Origin of the sequence: Psychromonas sp. L1A2 (assembly GCF_009828855.1) — a bacterium.
Classification (GTDB): Bacteria; Pseudomonadota; Gammaproteobacteria; order Enterobacterales; family Psychromonadaceae; genus Psychromonas.
In genome coordinates this window covers 2,163,989-2,184,730 of sequence record NZ_WUAG01000001.1, presented here as the reverse complement: position 1 = coordinate 2,184,730, position 20,742 = coordinate 2,163,989, and the positions used below count along the sequence as shown (strand labels likewise).

Below are 20,742 nucleotides of genomic sequence, written 5' to 3'. Positions count from 1 at the left end.
CTATTCATTGTTTCACTAGCGATGTCATTAATAATTTAACGTTGTTTCTGCTAACTGGACTTGCTGTTGTTAAGCTTGCTGCTACTGAGCTTACTGTTGCCGAATCTGAGGAAATAGGCCAATCAGAGGCATCTACAGAGTCTAGTATTTGATCTAAATAAGCTGTGTTACTACTTTTATCTAGCCACTTAGCTTGATAATCACCATTAAGATCATGCGTGTTGGTTTGTTTTTTAATATTAAAATGACGTCCTCCACGTGGATCAACACCAACGCCTGCAATATATTGCCAATTACCCCAATTAATAGCCGCATCATAATCAATTAGATGTTCTTCAAACCATGCTGCACCATATCGCCAATCGATACTGAGTTCGTTAACTAAGCAACTTGCAACAATCTGTCTTCCTCTATTACTCAAATACCCTGAGTGCCTTAGTTCATTCATACAAGCATTAACCAAAGGATATGGTGTTTTACCTAAACACCATTTTTTAAATCGTTCTGGATAAAATGTTGTAAGGGGAGGTGACTTAACAAGTCCTTTAAATTGATACATCTTTTCATTAACTTTAAAGTGAACCCATTGAAAATACTCTCGCCATAATAGTTCAAGGTATAAAGTTTCGGTTGATTTATTACTTTCTACTGTCTGCTCATAGTGCTTAATATGATGCATTATTAGTCGCGTAGAAAGGCAGCCGTGGTTAATCCATGGTGATAATTTACTGCTATTTCCCCAACCCGCTAGGTTATTTCTAACTTCTTTATAAATGCTTGGATTTTCTGATGTAAAGTATTGTTTCAGATGTTTTAATCCTTGCTGTTCACCACCTTTGAAAATATGGCCTTGTTTAGGTCTACCTATTATTGAAGCTGGCGAAGACTCAAGTTCATAAAGTGTCACTGAAGGTGTTGATTGGAACATACAAGGTAATGCGTTCACGGTTGAGCTAGGTTGTTGAATAGTGATATCGGACATAACCTTTCTAAACTTTGAATAACTTGCTGGTAGATTGTTAATTTCAAACGGTAAGGCATTTTCTGTAAACAAAGTGAATTGATCTACTTGGTTAATTGTTAACTCAGGGTTAAGTGTATGGAGTTTAGATAGTAATCTGTTTTCATCGGTACCTGGGACTTTGGTGGTAACGAGATCCGTTATTTGAAATTGTTCACAGACTTTATTCAAATTCGAAAGGGTATCGCCATAAACGATATAAAGTTTTTGTCCGAGTGCTAATAAACGTTGATTAAAGTCATTTAGACTGGCTTGAAGAAACTGCCATCTTTTTTCACCTAAGGGTCTAGATTGAAACTTGTTTATTTGAAACCATTTTTTATCAATGGTGTAAACGCAAATCAACTCATTACTTTGACTAGCCAATTGAAGCGCTGCATTATCAGCGATTCGAAGATCTTGGGTTACCCAATATAATGTACGTTTCATTTTTACAATTCCATTTCAAAAAATTCAAAAAATATCAAAAATAATATGCAATCAAAAATTATACGAATAAAGAATGTGATGAGATCAACCTTAGAGACGGATTGGCATTTTTCAGGTTCTGTTTTGAGGTTCTGTGCTCTAGCGTTAACAATTAAAAAATGACGAAGATTTTATTGAAGAAAATCAATAGTAACTGTTTAAAGTGACTATTGATTGTTAACTATTGTCGGTGTCGTGACAGCTTGAGAGGCTATTACTCATTTATTCTATTATAGAAATGGTACTAATATGATCTGGATAAGTAAATGGTCTGTTTAGGCGTTAAGGAAAATGAATGATAGCAAGGCGTTGATTGCAGTAACTAATTATTCTCATTACAAAATCAACAACGAAGCTAGGATTCATTTTAACAAGCATAAATGACTTGATAATTACTTAGATTGGTAGAAGTTCGCTTGATTGTATGGCTTTATTACGCCCCGTCGTTTTAGCTTGGTATAAAGCGATATCTGCGCGTTTTAATATTTCATCAATTTCTTCATCATAAGCAATGCGTTGTGCTGTACCAATTGATAATGTGATATTAATATCTGCTTTATTATTAACAGAAATAGGGGTGTTCTCCATCACAATACAAATCTTTTGAGAAAGTTTGAATGCTTTTTCAGCACTTAGATCTGACGCTAAGATGACAAATTCTTCACCGCCTAAACGCGCTAAAATAACCTCTTTGGGTAATATCGACCTTAAGGTTGATGCAATCATTTTTAATACGTCATCTCCAACATCATGTCCGTACACATCATTGACTCTTTTAAAGTGATCCGCATCTAGCATTAGTACAGAAATTTCTGTGTCTTTTTTTAAACGTTCATTAGCTTGAAGGAAGAAATGACGACGGTTACTGATACCGGTTAATACATCGGTATTTGCGATATAAGCAAGACGTTCTTCCAGTTTAATTCTATCGGTAATATCAAAAGTAGACGTTCGTGCGATAGCAAAATGCCCTTTTTCAAGTATTGAAGTCGCAGAAGTTGATACAAAGAAGGTATGACCATTTTTACATTGGATTTCAAGTACAACACCTTCGACACTTTTATCATGTTGAAGTTGTGCGAGAAAAGCGTCAAATACCCCTGTACTTTTTGCAGTTAAGAAATCAGAAAAATGTTTACCTATCACCTCTTGGCGAGAATAACCTAACCAATTTAATTCAGTTTGATTGATTTTAAGCACGATACCGTGTTTATCTAAACTATGATAACCACATGGAGAGTTTTCATACAAATCACTTAACTCATTTTTGATCAATAAATCTTGACGTTGTTGACGACGCTTTTGTTCAGATGAAAGTAGTATTAAAAATAAGATCGCAGCAGAACCAAGGAATATAAAAGTAACCGTGAACTGTCCAAAGGTAGTAAAAAAGAATGACTGTTCTCGGATAGTTTCGTTTGGTAAGAAAATAACTAATTTCCAATCATTATTTGCAATTGATTGTTGTGTTACTGACAAATTGATATCTTGCTCAGCTACATATTTACCAATACTGTTTAAACTAAAAGGCTTAATTGAAACGTAGCGAAATATGCCTTTCTTAGACTTTAGGATACCTTCTTCATTACTGTCTATCATTGGCCAAGCAGAAGGGTATAAATTTTCAAATTTTTGGTCGATATCTTCTAAACTACCACCCCATTCATTACTTCTATCATGATTGCTCATCCAGTGTCCATCAGGATCAATAAGCATGCCTTGCCCGCTAATTCGAAGTTCCATTTGATCTCGGAAGTTCTGTAATAACTCAGTGGACAAATAGTTCATCACCATTAAGCCTAACTTCTCCCCTTTATCATTTATTATAGGGGTTACAAAGCGAACAACAGGTTTATAGGGAATTTCTATCTCACCATATTCAACATTTAATTCCATCGGTGAAACATAGACTTGACCTTTAGAAAGTTTGATACCTTCTTGGAAATATTTTGAGTAATGTTTATTTTGTAGATTTTTTGTCGCTACTATATGCGCGTCATCAGTATGGTAATTCATGCGTATTGCTTCGTTACCTTGCATATCGATCAATCTTATTTGGTCATATCGATGAAAAGTAATGGCTAAATTAATGAATAACTTTTCTAACCCTTGTTGACTAGTTGGATCGCCATTTTCCATAAAACTGCTTAATGCTTTTGAACGAGTCACCATTTGCAATATTTTTAATTGGGTTTGCATTTCTTGTTGTAATGCTTGAGTGGTTGAAGAAACAAACGCTTGTTCTTGCGACAGCATTTTATCTTCTAAATTTTGAGTGTATTGCTGATATGCATAGCCAATTATTAATGCTAAAAGAATCGCAGTAATCGCATACATCCAAGCGAAACGTTTAAAAATATTGTCCCAAAAGACTTCTTTTTTAGGCTGAAGTTCGGCAGAGAGTTGTGTTAATGTCATATTTGAGTCTTATTATTTTTATTATGTTATTAACTATAAAGTCATCTATTAATAATATAAACATTATTATTATTATTATTTTTATGGGAATAAACTTTAAACGTAAGATATTGAATTAATTAAGTAGTTCGTTGATCAATAATAAACTCAATGCCATATAGTGAGAGAGCATTCACGCTTACACTATTATATTCCATGGCAATACCTAACCTAATATTTTGCTGACGAGCTTCTTCAATGAAGTCTAATAAATATTGAGAGGGTGTATCGAGTAGCTCTGTTGCCAGTGCCTTACTCAATATTATATCCGAAATAGGTAGAAACATTAACATATCAATGGAGAAATTTTGTGCTTCTTCAACCAACCAGTAAACACGAGATTGGTTTAATCTAGCCATGACAATTAATGAAAACATAGATGAGGGTTTAACAATCGATTGAGGATACTTTAAATACAAATCGATTTGGCTATCACTACAACCTAGTTCATTAATTAATATCAGTGCATGATCGCGATTAAACCCATCTGGAAACCAATCAAATATACTTTGTACATTGATGATCTTTCGTACATGAGCTGCACTTTTCAGGTTTAACATCTGATTTTTATTTAAACCATAAGGGCAAAAAATAGATTTGATGTCTTTTTCATTAATCCCATTAATATTATCCAAAACAAAAAGTGGTTGTTCAGATAAGTTTTCAATTTGTTTTTGAACGAGATGCTTAAGATAAATCTTAGAAAACAATGTGATCAATATATGGCGTAATTGTTGTGTCGTCGGCGTCTTTCTTAAACTTGCTAACACAGGAAAACCGAGACTATTAGTTAAATCATATAAGGCATGGCTTAAGTTGGCCTGTATATCACCGTATAATAATAAAAAGGGGCGTTGATTAAGACTAATTAAATTATTTAATACTTCCATTAAACGTAGTTGAGGTGTGTTTAAATTGATCATTAATAATTGTAAATTACCCATTTCATTAAGTGACTGTTGAGTGCTATAAAAGGTAATATTATTTAAGCCATTTAATTGCTCAGCTTGAAGGCAATAAGGTGTTTCACAGATGAGCCCAACACGATAACTGTTTAACCAGTCTTCAAATAACCTGTTACTGAAAATCTTCCAGTATTCAACACTTTCTATTAACTTTTCATCTTCTTGACAATAATCGAAATGCGGTAAGTCAATTGCCATGCTGGGCAACTCACCTAACCAAAATATATGTATGTCGGCACGCTCTTTCAATAATTGTAATAGGGAGTGACAGTGGGGGCTCTGTTCAATAAGCTCAGTTAAAATGACTCCGCTACCTAATGGACAAGTACTTAATAGCAGCGTGAGCGTTTCAACATCTGGGATAGTATGGTAAGTAATATCAACAAATACAGCGTTTTCAATCATACTATAAAGTGGAAACACAGAACTTTCTTGAGTTTGCTTGTCATTCAACAATAGTTGTAATTCTTGCTCACTCAATAAAGCACTTTGTTGACCTTTAAGCATTTAGATTTCTAATAGCTCAGGTAAAAAGTCACCGTTATTATTTGGATAAATGATGTATTCCCCATGATATTTTACTTTAGATTTGTAATCAGTGACTTTGTATAATAAAAGAGATTGATCAAAAGCGGATTGCAGAGCTTCAGTAACATCCCCACGAATATATAAACTGATTGGTTTAACTAATATACCCTCTTCAAAATGAGACTCAAATTCAGCACTACATATGATCATTGAAGCTTGACCGCCACTATGGCGATTCAACTTTTCACCCACTTCTAAGTCTGTATTAACCATCCATTGTTGTTCAGTTAATTTGTCACAAAGCGCGATAACTTGATCTTTGTTAACGATCTTTGGGGTTAACGCTTCATTAAAAACATGTTCATAGCTTTGTTTAATGGCAGTAAATGTTTCAACTAACGCTGCATTTTTACCTAAGCTACGTGCTTTACGTTGCCATATTGTTAAAGTCGGTACCACATCACTTTCAAAACGTTTTTTCTTAATGGCATTAGTCGTCCAAGCGGCTAGGAAATGCGTTTCACTAAGCGGATTTTTTGGTATTTTACCTTTTAACTGTGCTTCATTTAAGTCTGCTAGTGCACTGGTAACGACGTGATGAATTGATGTTGAAAAACTAGTCATGATGATCCTACTAATGAAAAAATTATAAGGTTAAAAGTATGACAGGGTAACAACATAGGGACAAGTAAAGAAAAGCTAATTACTACTATTTGATGATAAACGGACAGCGATGATCAAAAGAGTACGGAAGATCCGTTAAAATCCAAGCTATATAGGGTATTGCTTTCATTAAAGTCACTTAAAAACTTCATAATAGCGGTAAATTTCTTTAAACTAATTACACTTCATTATTCTAAGGCTTTTTATGCATATCGATATAACGGGAACGACTTCTACGTCTAATAAAAACATATCACTAGTACTGGGTAGTGGAGGTGCTAGAGGCATGGCTCATATCGGTATTATAAGATGGTTAGTAGATAATGATTATCAAATTAAATCTATTTCAGGCTGTTCAATTGGCGCACTTATTGGTGGTGTTTTTGCCGCAGGGAAGTTAGATGAATTCGAACAGTGGGTATGTGGCTTAGATAAACTATCGATTGTTTCATTGTTAGATATTTCGTGGACGTCGAGTGGTTTATTACGTGGTGATAAAATAATTGATACGCTAAGAGAATTATTGGGTGATCAGTTAATAGAAGAATTACCGCTTAAATTCACTGCCGTCGCTGCTGATATTGAAAATGAAAAAGAAGTTTGGATAAACTCAGGTTGTTTATTTGATGCGATTCGAGCTTCTATATCATTACCATTGTTTTTTACACCTGTTTTAAGAAAAGGGGTGCAACTTATTGATGGCGGAGTCTTAAACCCTGTACCTATTGCCCCTACTTTTAGTGATCACACTGACCGTACTATTGCCGTCAATTTAGGTGGTGAAATGAATCATAATTGTCCTGACCCGGACACGCTTAGTGAAGTAATCACCAGTGTTGACGAATTATCTTTTCAGCAGAAGATTGGACATTATATAAAACAGTTGAGTGATAATTTAGGTGGCATAGTGCCTAAACCTTCAAGCTTAGAAGCTTACGATATTGCAGATCAAGCCTTTGATGCAATGCAAAGTACGATTGCACGTTTAAAGCTAGCCGCTTATCCAGCGGATTATAATATTGTTATTGCACGTAATGCTTGTGGCACACTAGAGTTCGACCGAGCAAGAGAGATGATCGACCTTGGCTATAAGAGCGCAGAAAAGATTTTGAATAATAATCAGCAGTTAGTCAGTAAATAAATGTTGTTGATAAGTCTTTCGTTTTAAATAGACAGCATTAAACAAGTTATTAAGTAGTTAAGTAGCTAAGTAAGTTGATAAGTAACTAATTAACTAAGTAAGCAATCTAAAAGCTTGCTGTTAGTAAGAATAAGGGAACATTGTGGACGTAGTAAGTAGTACTCAAGCGTGGGTTAATAAAGTGATTGTGAAATACAATATTTGTCCTTTTGCTAAAAAAGAAGTGGATCGCGGTAGCATTCGTTATTGTGAAGAAAATAGTACTGAAATAGAAGGCGTATTAGAGCGTTTAACAGAAGAGTGTGTTTTTTTGGATAATAATGAACAGACTGAAACTACCTTATTGATTTTGAGTGAAGCCTGTAGCGGTTTTGATAGTTTTCTGGATCTTGTGTATTTATCAAATCATCTGTTACAAATGAGTCACTACGAAGGAGTTTACCAGTTAGCACATTTTCATCCTGATTATTGCTTTGAAGGTGATCCGGAAGAAGCCGCATCAAATTACAGTAACCGTTCACCTTATCCAACTTTACATATTATTCGAGAAAGTAGCATGGAAAAAGCAATTGCAGCGCATCCTGATGTTGATGCTATTCCTGACAGAAATATCGAGTTTCTAAACAAGAAGGGCAGCCCATTTTTTGCTGATTTATTAGCGAGTTGTCTATTGGTTAAAAGTTAATTGTCAACCATTAACATTTTATTTAGTACTGTTTATTATTGAGTCTAGATTCTGGATAACCATCCTATCTCGTTTTACTTATCCGTTATTGAGGTTACTTAGTCCTAATCGTCAACTTACGATGGTATTGAGTTTGATATCAATTAGAATCTAGCTTTATATTTGAATTTATAGTGTTGTTTGTATTTGAGTTTTAAAAGGATTGATTAGATAACCTGCAATTAATCAAATTAACGCAATGTCTGACCGAAAACTGGTCGACAAAATTGATTAAGAACGATAAATTGACGAGTTTTTTGCGTCGAATTTTTATACTGCCAAAACAATGCAGTATTTTTCTCTTTTCTTTCACATATTTTAGTTAACAAGGAACTTCCATGGCACAACAAGCTTATCAATTATTACGTATTATTATTATCGATAGCTTTTGGAAAGGACAAGTTAACGAGTTAGATTTATCTGGTCATACTCAACTTGAAGGGACTAATGGTGCGGGTAAAACGTCCTTAATGCGTTTGTTACCTTTATTCTATGGAATGCGCCCGAGTGATATCGTTAGTAAGGTCGATCAAGCTAAGAATTTTGCCGATTACTATCTTCCAAGAGACTCAAGTATGTTGGTTTATGAATACCAACGTCCGGGTGGTCAGATTTGTATGGCGTTAGCGAGTTCAGATGGACGTGGCGTACAGTTTAAATTTATCGATAGTGGTTTTGATAGTCATCTGTTTATTGGCGATAACCAAGTGCCTCTAACCGTATCTGAAGTAGAAAGAGTTTATCGTAACTTAGGTGTTGAATGTTCAGTTTATTTAGGGGTCGATAAATACCGACAAGTTATTCAAAACCTACGCAGTGGCCGTAAAGTTAAAGAAGTCAGACAACTGCAAAATAGATTCGCTTTCAGTGATTTAGCAACACCACATTTAGATAAAGTGGTTAACGGCACCATCGAAAAGAACCTTGATTTTGATGCGGTAAAACAAATGCTGGTAGCTATTGCTAGTGATCATATCGCAAGGTCAGTAGGTGAAGAAAAAGAACAAATAACCCTTAATAAGCAAGATATAAGCTTGTGGTTAGCGGATATTCAAGCCAGTCGTTCTATTCAAAAAGTAAGTGATAAAATTGCACTTTGGCAAACTGACTTTACGCAGTTAGATAATTTATTAGTGAAATTACAGCATTTACATGCGGAAATGTTAGATCATCAACAAACGATTTCTTCATTACAAACACAGCGTAGTGAGCAAAAGTCTCAATTCAAAGATGAAATCACTACATTGGATAGGCAGTTAAAAGAGCAGAGTAGTTTACTACAAACTGACATCAGTAAACTGGCTGCTAAAATAGAAGCGGATCAAAGTCGTATCGATTTATTAGATGACGATAAATTAAAATTCGACGATAACGATGCCGCAAGTTTCCAACTTCAAGCTGATAACGCACCTCGTTACCAACAACAACTGAACGATGTAAATGAAATCATTGAAGCTTTTGAAGGTAACTTAAATAAAGTCCAATCTAAATTCGAATCATTGTTACAAGCGTTAACCTTACAGAAAGTAAAAGATGAAGCGCGTAATAATGAGCAAGTCGCTAAGGTAAAAGATCAAGCCAGTGTTCAGCTGTCTATTATCTCTGAAACTTACCAAGGTCAGTTAAGTAAATTAAATGAGCAATTAAACGAAAGCTATTTAAAACTTAATATGGATCTGCAGACCTTACAAAACCAGTTAAAAATGCTGGAGATGGAACAACAAAGCATTAAAGTCGATCCTGAGTTACAAACTGAGATTGAGCTTAACCAACGTAATATGTCTGAAGTGAAAGATAACTTAAGCGATCTATTACAAGTACTTAGCAGTGACAACGAACAATTAAATACACTCGATAAACAGCGTCTTTTATTACTAGAACAACATACTAAAAACAATCGCCAACTCGACAGTACTAAAAAATCTCGTCAACAATTACAACTGCAATTATTACCTGAAGTAGATTCACTTCAGCACTTCTTAACCAATGAAAGCCAAGCTGCCGGCTGGAAAGATAATATTGGGCGAGTCTTGTCTGCAGAGCAATTAGCACGCAAAGATTTAACACCTCAATGGTTAGTGCAAGACTCTCCTCTTAGTTTATTTGGATTACAAATCGACTTGGACCAACTACAAGATAATGACTTGCAGCTGAATGAAAACGAGTTACGTGAGAAATTAAATGAAATCGAAGTAAAAATTACCACCTTGAATCAGCAGGGTGAAGCGTTAAGCACACAGTTAAGTGAACTTAATAAACAGATTAATAATCAACAACTGCTGATCAGTGAACGTAAGCAAAGCTTACAAAAAGCAGAATTGAAACGTGAGCAGTTTAAAACGCAACAAGAAAACCTCGACATTAAAAAGCAACGTTATTTAAAACAGGCTGCGTTAGCGTTTGAAGATAATATTAAAAAACTCAATACTAAAATTAAACAACAACAAGTTAAATTAGAAGAGTTTAAAGCGTTACAACAAGAACAACGTTTTGATCTTAACAATCAAATGCTAGATCAACGTATGGTGATTGAGTCGGATCGTGATAGCCAATTAGAACAATTAGAAGAGCAGTTAGCGTCCATTCAAGAGAGTGCTAAAACACGTCAAAAAGATTATAAACAACAACGCGATCAAGCCTTAGACAAGTTAGATCCCGATGGTGAAGTGGATAAACGTATTAAACAACGAGTTGAATTAACTGAACAGCTTGAAGCTTGTGCTGTTTGGGCGCGTAAAGCGCGTGAATACCAACAATTCATGAATGAGCGTTATATTCATCGTGATCAACTGGTTGAACAGAATCAAAACCGTGAAGTGCAAAAGCGTGGTCTTGAAAACAACTTATCTGATGTCACCATTGAAAAAACTCATTTAATTAGCGAAAAGCAGAAGTTACATAAAAAAGTATCACAACAATTAAATGATGATGCTGATTTGTTGCTACAACTTGGTTTAGCACAGCGAGAGTGTGAGCAATATGGTATTGAGGCAATATTATCTGATACTGAACCTCATAATAATGCTGATTTAACCGTCACGTTCTGTGGTGATTGGATCAAACAATTCAAAGTGATCGACAAACGCTTACAAAGCCAAATTACGCAATTTAATACCGCTTTTGGTAAAAACAACGGTAATAGTGAGCTGTATGAAAACTGGGTTAAGCTAGTGGCGGATAACGATATTTATAAAGGGGCGCGTAGCTTATTTAAATACCAACATCCCATTGCAGACTTATTGAGTAGCGCCGTTCAAAAACAGAAAAACACGTATCAATTAGTGACGGTTAACGCCAATATGATCAATGAGTTTTATCAACACATTGAACACTTTGCACGTCGTATTAAAAGCATTGGTAAACAATTATCAAGTAATGTCACCAAACTTGCACATTTTGAAGCATTAGCAGATATCAATGTGAATACCGTCATGAAACAAGAAGAACTTGATTACTGGGGACCGTTACAACAGTTTGCGAAGTTATTTGATAAGTATCGTGATGATTTACGCGAAGGTGTTGGTGAAATTCCGGATGATTTAATCGTTGCGATGCAAAAGCTGTCTGCTTATTTACCAAGTGATGGCTTTGCATTAGCACATCATCAGTTGTTTGATATTGAGTTTACTATCTCTGAGAAAGGGCAGTTAAAGCATGCTCGTAATGCTAGACAGCTTAAAAAAATCAGTTCGACTGGGTTATCTTATTTAGCGATGCTGTCTCTATATGCTGGCATATTAGGTATGTTAAGAGGCGAAAGTGATACACAAACACAAATTATTCTACCTGTAGATGAATTAGGTGAGTTAGCTGCAGAGAATATCGACCTGCTATTAACGATGTTTAATGATAATGCGATTACCATGTTATCTGCTTCTCCTTCAACGGATCGTCATATATTATCGTTATATCAACGCCATTATAAAATTAAAGACAATAAGATTTTCCATGCGCATATTCCAACATCGCGTTTAGATGAATTGCTATTAAAACGTAAGCAAGTATCTGACACATTAAACGCTGAGTCATTAGCTGTTGAATCAGTGGAAAAAGCCTCTTTACACTTGGATGTTGAAGAAAAAAATAATAGTGAAGAAACAAATAATACGACAATGACTACTGAAACAACACAGACGGAGAGCCAAGATGTTTAAACAAACAGTACAACAATTACTGACCGGTGCCGTTATCTGTGAAACAGGATTTGCTGACGAATATTTGTTTTTACAAGCGCAGTCGAATCAAGATCGCGTTACGGATTTTTTATCAAATCTAGACCGTCAATTAACTTACTTAGACAGTGCCGATGCTTTCTATTGCACTTTCAATGAAGTGGATAGTCATAATACCGCTGAACTCAGTGCTTTGTTTACTGATATCAGAGGCATGTTTCGTCCATTAGTGGAATTTCTAGAGTTGATTTTAACAGCTAGCCAAACAGACTTACCTATTCATGCTAAATCTATCATCAACATTAATGATTTATTTGACCCTTTTGAACATGATCAAACCTTACGTGAACAGTTACGTCATTTAACGGCTATAAAACCTTTTAAAACCAATAAACTGGAAAGCCGCGAACAGTTAGTGTTTGTTTTTCATAAATTGGAAGAGTTAGGTTATTTCGTCCGTAAAAATACGGGAAGTAGTCGTTACTTTGCAACGGCTCGTTTTGATTTAGTGTATTTATTAATTGAGTTCTTAAATGATTCTGAACGCATTGAGTTACCAGAAACAGTAGACCAACAACAAGAAGAGTTGTTGTTCTAATGGCCGGTTATGATACGAAAGATGTTGCTGAATTATTACGTCAATTAGGCAGTAATGATCAATTATTAGCAGAAGCTTATGTCTTTGGCTCAGTGCAAGGTGATGGTGACGACGCGCGTAAAATAGCGGCGTTGCATAAAAAATCATTACTTAGACCTGATGATGAGCCGGGTGATTATCGAGTGAGTGCTGAACTTAAGCGCATGCTTAATCGTTTAATGCGTAAACAAAGCAGTTATCGTCAGTTAACCGATATGGGTAAGGTCATTGATGTCTTAGAAGATACAGTGAATGATTACCGATTGTCAGTGATAGGTGATCAGCAAGATGACGCTGAATATTATTTAGATCAGTTAGACGATCTCCTATACGAAGCGAAAGACAATCTTAACGTTAGCCTAGATAACATGCATTATGCGATTTCTAGCCAGTTTGGCTTTGTTTCTACCATCAGTGCTAAAGTCCGTGAAAATGAGCGCGCGTTAACCTACGCACAAAAGTTATTAACGGAATTGCAACAGATAGACCCTGAAACGTGTTACGAGTGGATGAATTGGGCTTGTCCTGTTGAGCTAGCACGAAAAATTAGTGGCTTTATTTACTGGTTTAATCAAACTCTACCAAGATTGCGTTTCATCATTGATAGTATGCGCCTTAGCTTATTCAAATTAAGACGTGATGAAAAACAGGCAAGTTTATTGCGTAATATGGCGCGATACTTAAATAAGCATCCTGAATTTGAAATTAATGACACGATCTTCGAAGACAAAGCCTTGCCTAAATCACTTCGATTTGCAGCGCCTATGCCGATTAAATCTTATATTAACGTTAAAGAAACGGCGCATGAGCAAGCTTTAATAGAAATAGTACAATCATTACGTAAGCTTAATAGTGTCACTAAACCTTCTGCGCGTGAAACCTCTTCCGTTGAAGTTTTAGATAATGTGCCAATGAGTTTTAGTTATGACTATTTTGAAGAGCAAACAGAACGTTTATTCGAATTAGCTATTACCACTAATGAGGCTGTTTCTGCGGTGAGTTTTTGGCAAGAAGCGTTACCAGAATGGCATATTGAAAAGCAGCATATAGAGCCTGTTGCCTGGGTTGAGTTAGTGTTTAGTAGTTACTGTAAGTTAACTAATGCTCAACAAGCGCTTATTGATATAAAGCCTAAAGGAAAACAGTTAGCGGGTATTTCTCATAACTGGTCTTATAGCGATATTGTAGTCAAAGTGAATTAATGATGAACGATCACCTTTTTAATAAAACACAATATAACTTCTTTGCTAAGCATCTTAAAGCTGACCTTGGCAAAGTTAAGACGGCTAAAAGTTGTCAATGGGTGGTTGATACGCATCGAATTGGACGCATTGTTAATGGTTACTGGCTTTATACAGAAAAAGATAGATTAGCCATTATTCAGTTAGTTAAATCACAATGGAATATTGATCTACTATTTGATGCTTATCCACAACAGCAATCTAGAATTGATATTGCCGCCAATGACAATGATGAGAAAAACAATGCACTGGCTGTTAGTAAAGACTTTGTATTAGTTAATTCATTGAACACCTTACAAATTAATTCAAAAATCCTAGATATTAATGCGTTCTCATCATTAGGTATTTATATTAATGCTAATAAAATAGAAACCATAGAGCATAAACAAATAGTGTTGGTTGAAAACTTGGCGGTGATGGCGAATTTGGCTAAATTAGTTCTATTGGACAATGCGAAACACTTAGTGAATGCTTTATGGGTTTATCGGGGTGACGTAAAGCGAGAACAAAGTACGGGTCGTGCTTACGATTTCTTTAGGCGTTTTAAAGTTTCGCATCAATTATTATGTTTTGCAGACTTTGATCCAGAAGGAATGAAGATAGCAATCACCAGTGGTGCTTCTGCCATGTTATCTCCAACCCATAATGCCTTGGTTAATTTCAATGTGGGTGGACATGATATCGATTATTTTAAACAGTCTGCTGCTAAGCAATATCTAACGAATCAAAGCAATCAATGTGACTTTCCATTGGCAATAAACAAGCTGTTCGTTGTGATGTCAGAACAAAGGCAGACGATTAAACAAGAGCATATATTGGCTCATCAAATACCGTTATCGGTATTTACATTAAATTAACTACATCATCAATTAATATTAATATTAATGATTAATAGCTATTAATTAGCAATCAATTATTAACAAAGAATTTTTAACAAAAGTTATCAGTAGCTGACTGTTAACTATTAATTTATAAACTCTTATTAAAAATAAGAATGAACACCCAAAAGGAAAGAAAATGCAAATAGCTAAAAATAGCGTAGTTGAATTTCACTATCGTCTGACTGAAGGAACAGAGTTATTAGAAGATAGTGCAGGTAATAATCCACTTATTTATCTTCACGGCGCTGGTGGTTTATTTGAAAAAATGGAATTAGCATTTGTTGATAAAACAGTGGGTGATAAATTTGAAATTACATTAACGCCGCAAGAATCTTACGGTGAACGTCGTGAAGGTGCTTTACAACGTATTCCGCTTAAGCATTTACAGGGTGCTAAAAAATGGACTGCGGGTATGACGGCTGTGGTTGAATCTAACCAAGGTAAGCAAGAAGTAACGCTTATTAAAGTAGGGCGCTTTAATGCAGATTGCGATTTAAATCATCCTTTTGCAGGTAAAACATTAACATTCAACATTGACGTTATTAGTGTTCGTGCTGCGACTGAAGATGAATTATCTCACGGTCATGCTCATGCTAAAGGTGGCTGCGGTCATTAATAGAGTTAGCTAAGCCATATAGTTAAAATACAGAGCTAAATTATATAGCTAAACTACACAGCTAAATTATATAACTAAAATACATAGTGAGCAGTAAGTTCGTATTAGCTTTCTTATTGTTTACTGTGAATAATGGCTATTACAAGGGGCAGTATTTGTTTTGCCTTTGTAATAGTAAAACCTTTATCTTATTACCTTGTTTGTTATCAGTTACGTTAGGAATTTCTTTATGAAGCGCATTACACTATTTTCTATGGCTAATTGCCCTCATTGCAAAACTGCAAAGCAATATCTTGAACAACAAAAAATAACCTTTAGATTAGTGGATGTGAAAAGTCCTGCTGGCCAAAAAGAATTTGCTAAAACTGGCTATCGTGGAGTGCCTGTATTAAAAATTGGCGATCAACTTTTAAATGGTTTTAGTGTTAAAGGGTTTAATAGCTTATATAAAGACTAAGTTTTAGCGTAAATTTAATGGTACGACTTTGAAATAAAAATTTTTCATAACCTTTATTTCTATGTCTTATCTCTTGGTGTTGCATCTTAGTGGTGCCACTAAGTTTTATTTCGTTTTCATTCAAAAAATAAAATGATTGTTGACATATAGAGCTTTGTTTATAAAGTATTATTCGTTAAATAAGTTTAAATTAATGCTATATGTTTTACTGTGGCCTTTAACTGCTACCATTATCTTTACCGTATTGTCTGTGTTATTTTTCTAGTGCTGTAGATAAAATTATTTCTAATGCTCTGCTCCACTTAACCATAGAATCTCCCATTAACTTTATTTTGTCTTTTTCCTCTAAATAATTTATTCATTTTAACCTTATGGATTGGTCTTGAGGTTTCTTAAGGTCATGGGTTAAAAAATCCATTTTTTTCTACTCATTTTTATCTAAATTTATGTTGCTAGATTTATATTTAATGCTTACTCTCAAGGTAATGTTTATAAACTAATTTTTTTATTTTTTTATTATTTTAAAGATTGATTAGCCCATTTAAATATAATTGGTATAACATTCGAATGAGTAATAAAACGGTGTTACTTTTAGATTAAATTGTAGTGTGTGATTGTTAATGGAGTAATTATGAAACCACCTGACACAGGACTTATCCGTCCAGTTGAAGTTATTACTTTGCCCAATGAAGTACAGCAGCACGACCACGATCATCATCAATTAGTCATTGCATTAAAAGGTTATTCAGAATTTAGCATTGAGGGAATGCAAAGCCTTATTATTCCAGGACAAGGTTGTATTGTCACCGCCTCATCTGATCATGCTTTTAATGGTTTAGGTGAATCTGAAATATTAACCTTAAACCTACCAAACCAGACCCGCTTAGATAAATATACAAACGAACGGTTAGAGCCTATCTTCAATAATAACCATTATTTTAAAATAGATAGTCAGTTTCAATGTTTGTTACAGTTACTCGTAAAAGAAATTCGTCAATCTCCCGATGACTTATTGGTTACTGATGCCTGTAAGAATACTATTATTGCTTTACTACAACGTCACGTACGAACCGATTTTTCCCAGAAATTAATGCAAAGAAATAGAATCAATATGTCTATTATTGATAATTATATCATTCAACAAATTGCCACTAAAATTACGGTTGCTCAGTTAGCTGGCTGTGTGTTTTTAGGTGAAAGCCAATTTCATCTTCTTTTTAAGCAACAAGTTGGTATTACACCGCACCAATATATTTTACAAATGCGCTTTAAATTTGCTAAAGAACTATTAGAAGATAACTCGTTAACATTGGCTTCTATCGCAAGTGCTAGTGGCTTTGCAAATCAAAGCAGTTTCACGCATAGCTTTACCAAATTACAAGGCACTTCTCCTTCAAAATATCGCCATTAAACTTTATGTGATCTTGATCACATAAAAAATCTCATCGTACTTTTAGACATATCAATCGTAGCTTTTGATAAGAAATTCTATTCAATTAGAAATACTATCGAAAATTAGTCATATTTATTTAACATTTAACATAGCCTTAATCATTGCTATGACTTTTAGGAGAATTGCTTATGTCATCATTTATTGCTGTAGATACTCTGCGTGAAGATTTTATAGAGTCTGACTTAGCATCGTTATGGTCTTTGATATCACCATTGTATATGGTGGATGAGTCACTTTGGTTACAACAGCTATTGCCATTAGCAACACCTTCTAAGGATGAATTTAATTTAATTAATAATCATGCCGCTGATTTAATTAAACGAGTGCGTAAAGATAAAAATGCAGTCCATATGATTGATGCTTTATTAGTTGAATACAGCTTAGATACCAAAGAAGGTATTTTACTGATGTGTTTAGCTGAAGCATTGATGCGTGTACCCGATAAGGAAACGGCTGATGCGCTTATTAAAGATAAATTAAGTGTTGCTGATTGGAAGTCACATCTTAAAAAATCCGACTCTGTATTTGTTAATGCTTCTACATGGGGTTTATTGTTAACAGGTAAAATTGTCAATATAGAGAAAACGGCCAAAAAGAGTGTAAGTGGTGTGCTTAGTAATCTTGTTAATAAATTGTCTGAACCTGTGATCCGCCAAGCAATGAACCAAGCAATGAAAATAATGGGCCATCAGTTTGTACTGGGGCGTAGTATTGAAGAAGCACAAAAGAATGGCCAACCATTCATTGAGCAAGGCAGTAGTTATTCATTTGATATGCTAGGTGAGTCAGCCTTGACGGCAAGTGACGCGAATAAATATTTTAATGACTATATGACCGCGATTGAGTCAGTAGGACATCAGTCGTTAAACCAATCAGATCAAACTAACGCAGCAACCGTCTCTATCAAGCTTTCTGCATTACATCCTCGTTATGAAGTTGCTAATAGAGAACGCGTCATGACAGAGATGTTTGATACGGTATTGTTATTAATTGAGAAAGCACGTGAATTAAAAGTAGGATTAACGATTGATGCAGAAGAAGCTGACCGTTTAGAGCTCTCATTACATCTATTTGAAAAGTTATATCGTCATCCAACAACACAAGGTTGGGGAAAGTTAGGCGTTGTTATTCAAACATACAGTAAACGAGCATTACCTGTATTGGTATGGTTAGCAGCTTTAGCTAAAGATCAGGGAGATGTTATCCCTCTACGCTTAGTGAAAGGTGCTTACTGGGATACTGAAATTAAATTATCTCAACAAAATGGATATGCTGATTACCCTGTTTACACTCGAAAAGAAGCCACTGATGTTTCTTATCTTGCTTGTGCTCGCTTTTTATTAGGAGCGCACATTGAAGGACTTATTTATCCTCAATTTGCCACTCACAATGCTCATACAGTTGCTGCTATTACCACTATAGCCCAACATCAGTCTTATGAGTTTCAACGCTTACATGGCATGGGAGACGCTTTATATCATCATGTGATGGAGATGTTTAACAGTAAAGTACGTATTTATGCCCCTGTTGGTAACCATAAAGATCTTTTACCGTATTTAGTAAGACGTTTATTAGAAAATGGTGCAAATAGTTCATTTGTTCATAGATTAGTAGACGTAAACTGTCCTATTGAAGAATTAACGGAGCATCCAGTAGATACGTTGTTAAGACGTCCAACCTTACATAATAGTTTGATTGTTTTACCGCCGTCTATTTTTACTGATAGAAAAAACTCTTCTAGCGTTAATATTGATATTGAAAGTGAATTAGCACCATTAGAAAAAGCAATTCAAGTTTTTGATGGCCATTATTGGCAAGCTGGCCCTATTGTCGACGGTGTTATGCATACCGATGCCGTACATGATGCAACTTTACAGCGTTGTACTGCACCTTATGATCGTAGTATTGATGTGGGTTCAGTTTTGTTCTCAACCCCTGAGATGATTGAAACAGCATTAGCAAGTGCACATAGTTATTACGAATACTGGAATAATACCGAAGTCGATCAACGTGCTCAGTGTTTATATAACTTAGCTGACCTACTTGAAGAGAATATGCCTGAATTGATTGCGTTATGTCACCAAGAAGCAGGCAAAACAATTCATGATTGTATTGATGAAGTGCGTGAGGCAGTGGACTTCTGTCGTTATTATGGTCAACAAGCTATTTACAGTCTTTCATTCAGTGAAGCGAATGTGAGCTTTGATAACATCATTCAAGAAGTTCGTCGTAAAGGTAAGGGCGTATTTGTTTGTATTAGCCCATGGAATTTCCCATTAGCTATTTTCCTTGGCCAAATTAGTGCTGCGTTAGTCACTGGTAATACTGTGATTGCAAAACCTGCTGAACAAACCTCATTAATTGCAGCGCGCGCTGTATCATTAATGTTAGAAGCGGGTTTCCCAGAGCAAGCGATCCATTTATTAACGGGTAACGGTGCTGAAATTGGTTCTGCTTTAACCTCTGACACACGTATTGCGGGTGTTGTGTTTACAGGTTCAACAAATACTGCTCAGGCGATTAACCGCAATTTAGCAAAAAGGGAAGCGCTCCCAGCTACTTTTGTTGCTGAAACAGGCGGTCAAAATGCCATGATTGTTGATAGTACTGCATTACCAGAGCAAGTTGTTCGTGACGTTGTTCGTTCTGCGTTCGCATCAGCAGGTCAGCGTTGTTCTGCATTACGTGTGTTGTTTATTCAAGAAGATATTGCTGAACGTGTGATTGAATTAATCAAAGGCGCGATGAAAGAACTATCAGTTGGTTTACCTTATTTACATAGTACGGATGTCGGTCCAGTGATTGATAAAACGGCTAAAGATAAATTGACTGAACATATAGAAAAGATGGCAAAACAACATACGTTATTAGCGCAGGTTGAACTCAACGAAAGTTGCAGTAAAGGTGATTTTATTGCGCCAACGGCCATTGAAATCGATCATCTAGGGCAACTAACGGAAGAGCAGTTCGGTCCTATTTTGCATATTATTCGTTTTAAATCATCTGAATTAGAGCAAGTTGTTGAGCAAATTAATAATACGGGTTTTGGTTTAACCATGGGTATTCATAGCCGTAATGAAACAACTTATACGCAAATTGCTAATTCAAGTCGTGTTGGTAACTGTTATATTAATCGTGACCAAGTTGGTGCAGTGGTTGGTGTACAACCATTTGGTGGGCAGGGTTTATCTGGTACAGGCCCTAAAGCTGGTGGACCACGTTATATTCATCGCTTTACTAAGCAAGTATTAAATTCGGTTGTGATGGATACTGATAAAACAGATCCTATCAATTTTGAAACAGTATAAAGGAGTTAAT

Annotated in this window: 14 protein-coding genes; 10 read left to right on the top strand and 4 right to left on the bottom strand. The window is 35.3% G+C overall.

Going from position 1 to position 20,742, the window contains the following annotated elements:
• Positions 1–4 precede the first annotated feature (4 nt).
• From GQR59_RS09265 to GQR59_RS09250, 4 genes are all read right to left on the bottom strand, one after another.
• On the bottom strand, positions 5–1,450 hold the full coding sequence (locus GQR59_RS09265) for a DASH family cryptochrome (protein WP_160061858.1): 1,446 nt from the start codon (positions 1,448–1,450) through the stop codon (positions 5–7).
• 435 nt (positions 1,451–1,885) lie between these two features.
• On the bottom strand, positions 1,886–3,907 hold the full coding sequence (locus GQR59_RS09260; RefSeq protein WP_160061856.1) for a sensor domain-containing diguanylate cyclase: 2,022 nt from the start codon (positions 3,905–3,907) through the stop codon (positions 1,886–1,888).
• A gap of 119 nt (positions 3,908–4,026) precedes the next feature.
• Positions 4,027–5,418 (bottom strand): hypothetical protein, encoded by a 1,392-nt coding sequence (locus GQR59_RS09255; RefSeq protein WP_160061854.1) that lies wholly within the window; start codon positions 5,416–5,418, stop codon positions 4,027–4,029.
• On the bottom strand, positions 5,419–6,063 hold the full coding sequence (locus tag GQR59_RS09250) for a DUF2913 family protein (protein WP_160061852.1): 645 nt from the start codon (positions 6,061–6,063) through the stop codon (positions 5,419–5,421).
• Positions 6,064–6,307: 244 nt separating this feature from the next.
• Here GQR59_RS09250 and GQR59_RS09245 point away from each other — a divergent pair, with 244 nt between their 5' ends.
• The 10 genes from GQR59_RS09245 (at position 6,308) to putA (ending at position 20,732) form a co-directional block, all read left to right on the top strand.
• Entirely contained in the window at positions 6,308–7,243 is a 936-nt protein-coding gene (locus GQR59_RS09245) for a patatin-like phospholipase family protein (RefSeq protein ID WP_160061850.1), read from the top strand.
• A gap of 142 nt (positions 7,244–7,385) precedes the next feature.
• Positions 7,386–7,928, top strand: a complete 543-nt coding sequence (locus tag GQR59_RS09240) for a DUF1415 domain-containing protein (RefSeq protein WP_236546701.1) — start codon at positions 7,386–7,388, stop codon at positions 7,926–7,928.
• Positions 7,929–8,305: 377 nt separating this feature from the next.
• Positions 8,306–12,121, top strand: coding sequence for an ATP-binding protein (locus GQR59_RS09235; protein WP_160061848.1), 3,816 nt, complete (start codon positions 8,306–8,308; stop codon positions 12,119–12,121).
• Positions 12,114–12,737, top strand: coding sequence for a hypothetical protein (locus GQR59_RS09230; RefSeq protein WP_160061846.1), 624 nt, complete (start codon positions 12,114–12,116; stop codon positions 12,735–12,737). The genes GQR59_RS09235 and GQR59_RS09230 overlap by 8 nt, the downstream gene beginning before the upstream one ends.
• A complete protein-coding gene (locus tag GQR59_RS09225; RefSeq protein WP_160061844.1) occupies positions 12,737–13,978 on the top strand; it encodes a hypothetical protein in 1,242 nt (413 codons plus the stop codon). Before GQR59_RS09230 ends, GQR59_RS09225 begins: the two co-directional genes overlap by 1 nt.
• Complete coding sequence (locus GQR59_RS09220; protein WP_160061842.1) at positions 13,978–14,874, top strand: DUF7281 domain-containing protein; 897 nt, start codon at positions 13,978–13,980, stop codon at positions 14,872–14,874. The genes GQR59_RS09225 and GQR59_RS09220 overlap by 1 nt, the downstream gene beginning before the upstream one ends.
• A 160-nt stretch (positions 14,875–15,034) precedes the next feature.
• Entirely contained in the window at positions 15,035–15,514 is a 480-nt protein-coding gene (locus GQR59_RS09215; RefSeq protein WP_160061840.1) for an FKBP-type peptidyl-prolyl cis-trans isomerase, read from the top strand.
• Positions 15,515–15,743: 229 nt separating this feature from the next.
• Positions 15,744–15,971, top strand: coding sequence for a glutaredoxin family protein (locus GQR59_RS09210; protein WP_160061838.1), 228 nt, complete (start codon positions 15,744–15,746; stop codon positions 15,969–15,971).
• A gap of 631 nt (positions 15,972–16,602) precedes the next feature.
• Positions 16,603–17,382 (top strand): AraC family transcriptional regulator, encoded by a 780-nt coding sequence (locus GQR59_RS09205; protein WP_160061836.1) that lies wholly within the window; start codon positions 16,603–16,605, stop codon positions 17,380–17,382.
• A gap of 170 nt (positions 17,383–17,552) precedes the next feature.
• Positions 17,553–20,732 carry a bifunctional proline dehydrogenase/L-glutamate gamma-semialdehyde dehydrogenase PutA gene (gene putA / locus GQR59_RS09200; protein WP_160061834.1) on the top strand — a complete coding sequence of 1,060 codons (3,180 nt, stop codon included), beginning with the start codon at positions 17,553–17,555 and terminating at the stop codon, positions 20,730–20,732.
• The last annotated feature ends 10 nt before the right edge of the window (positions 20,733–20,742 follow it).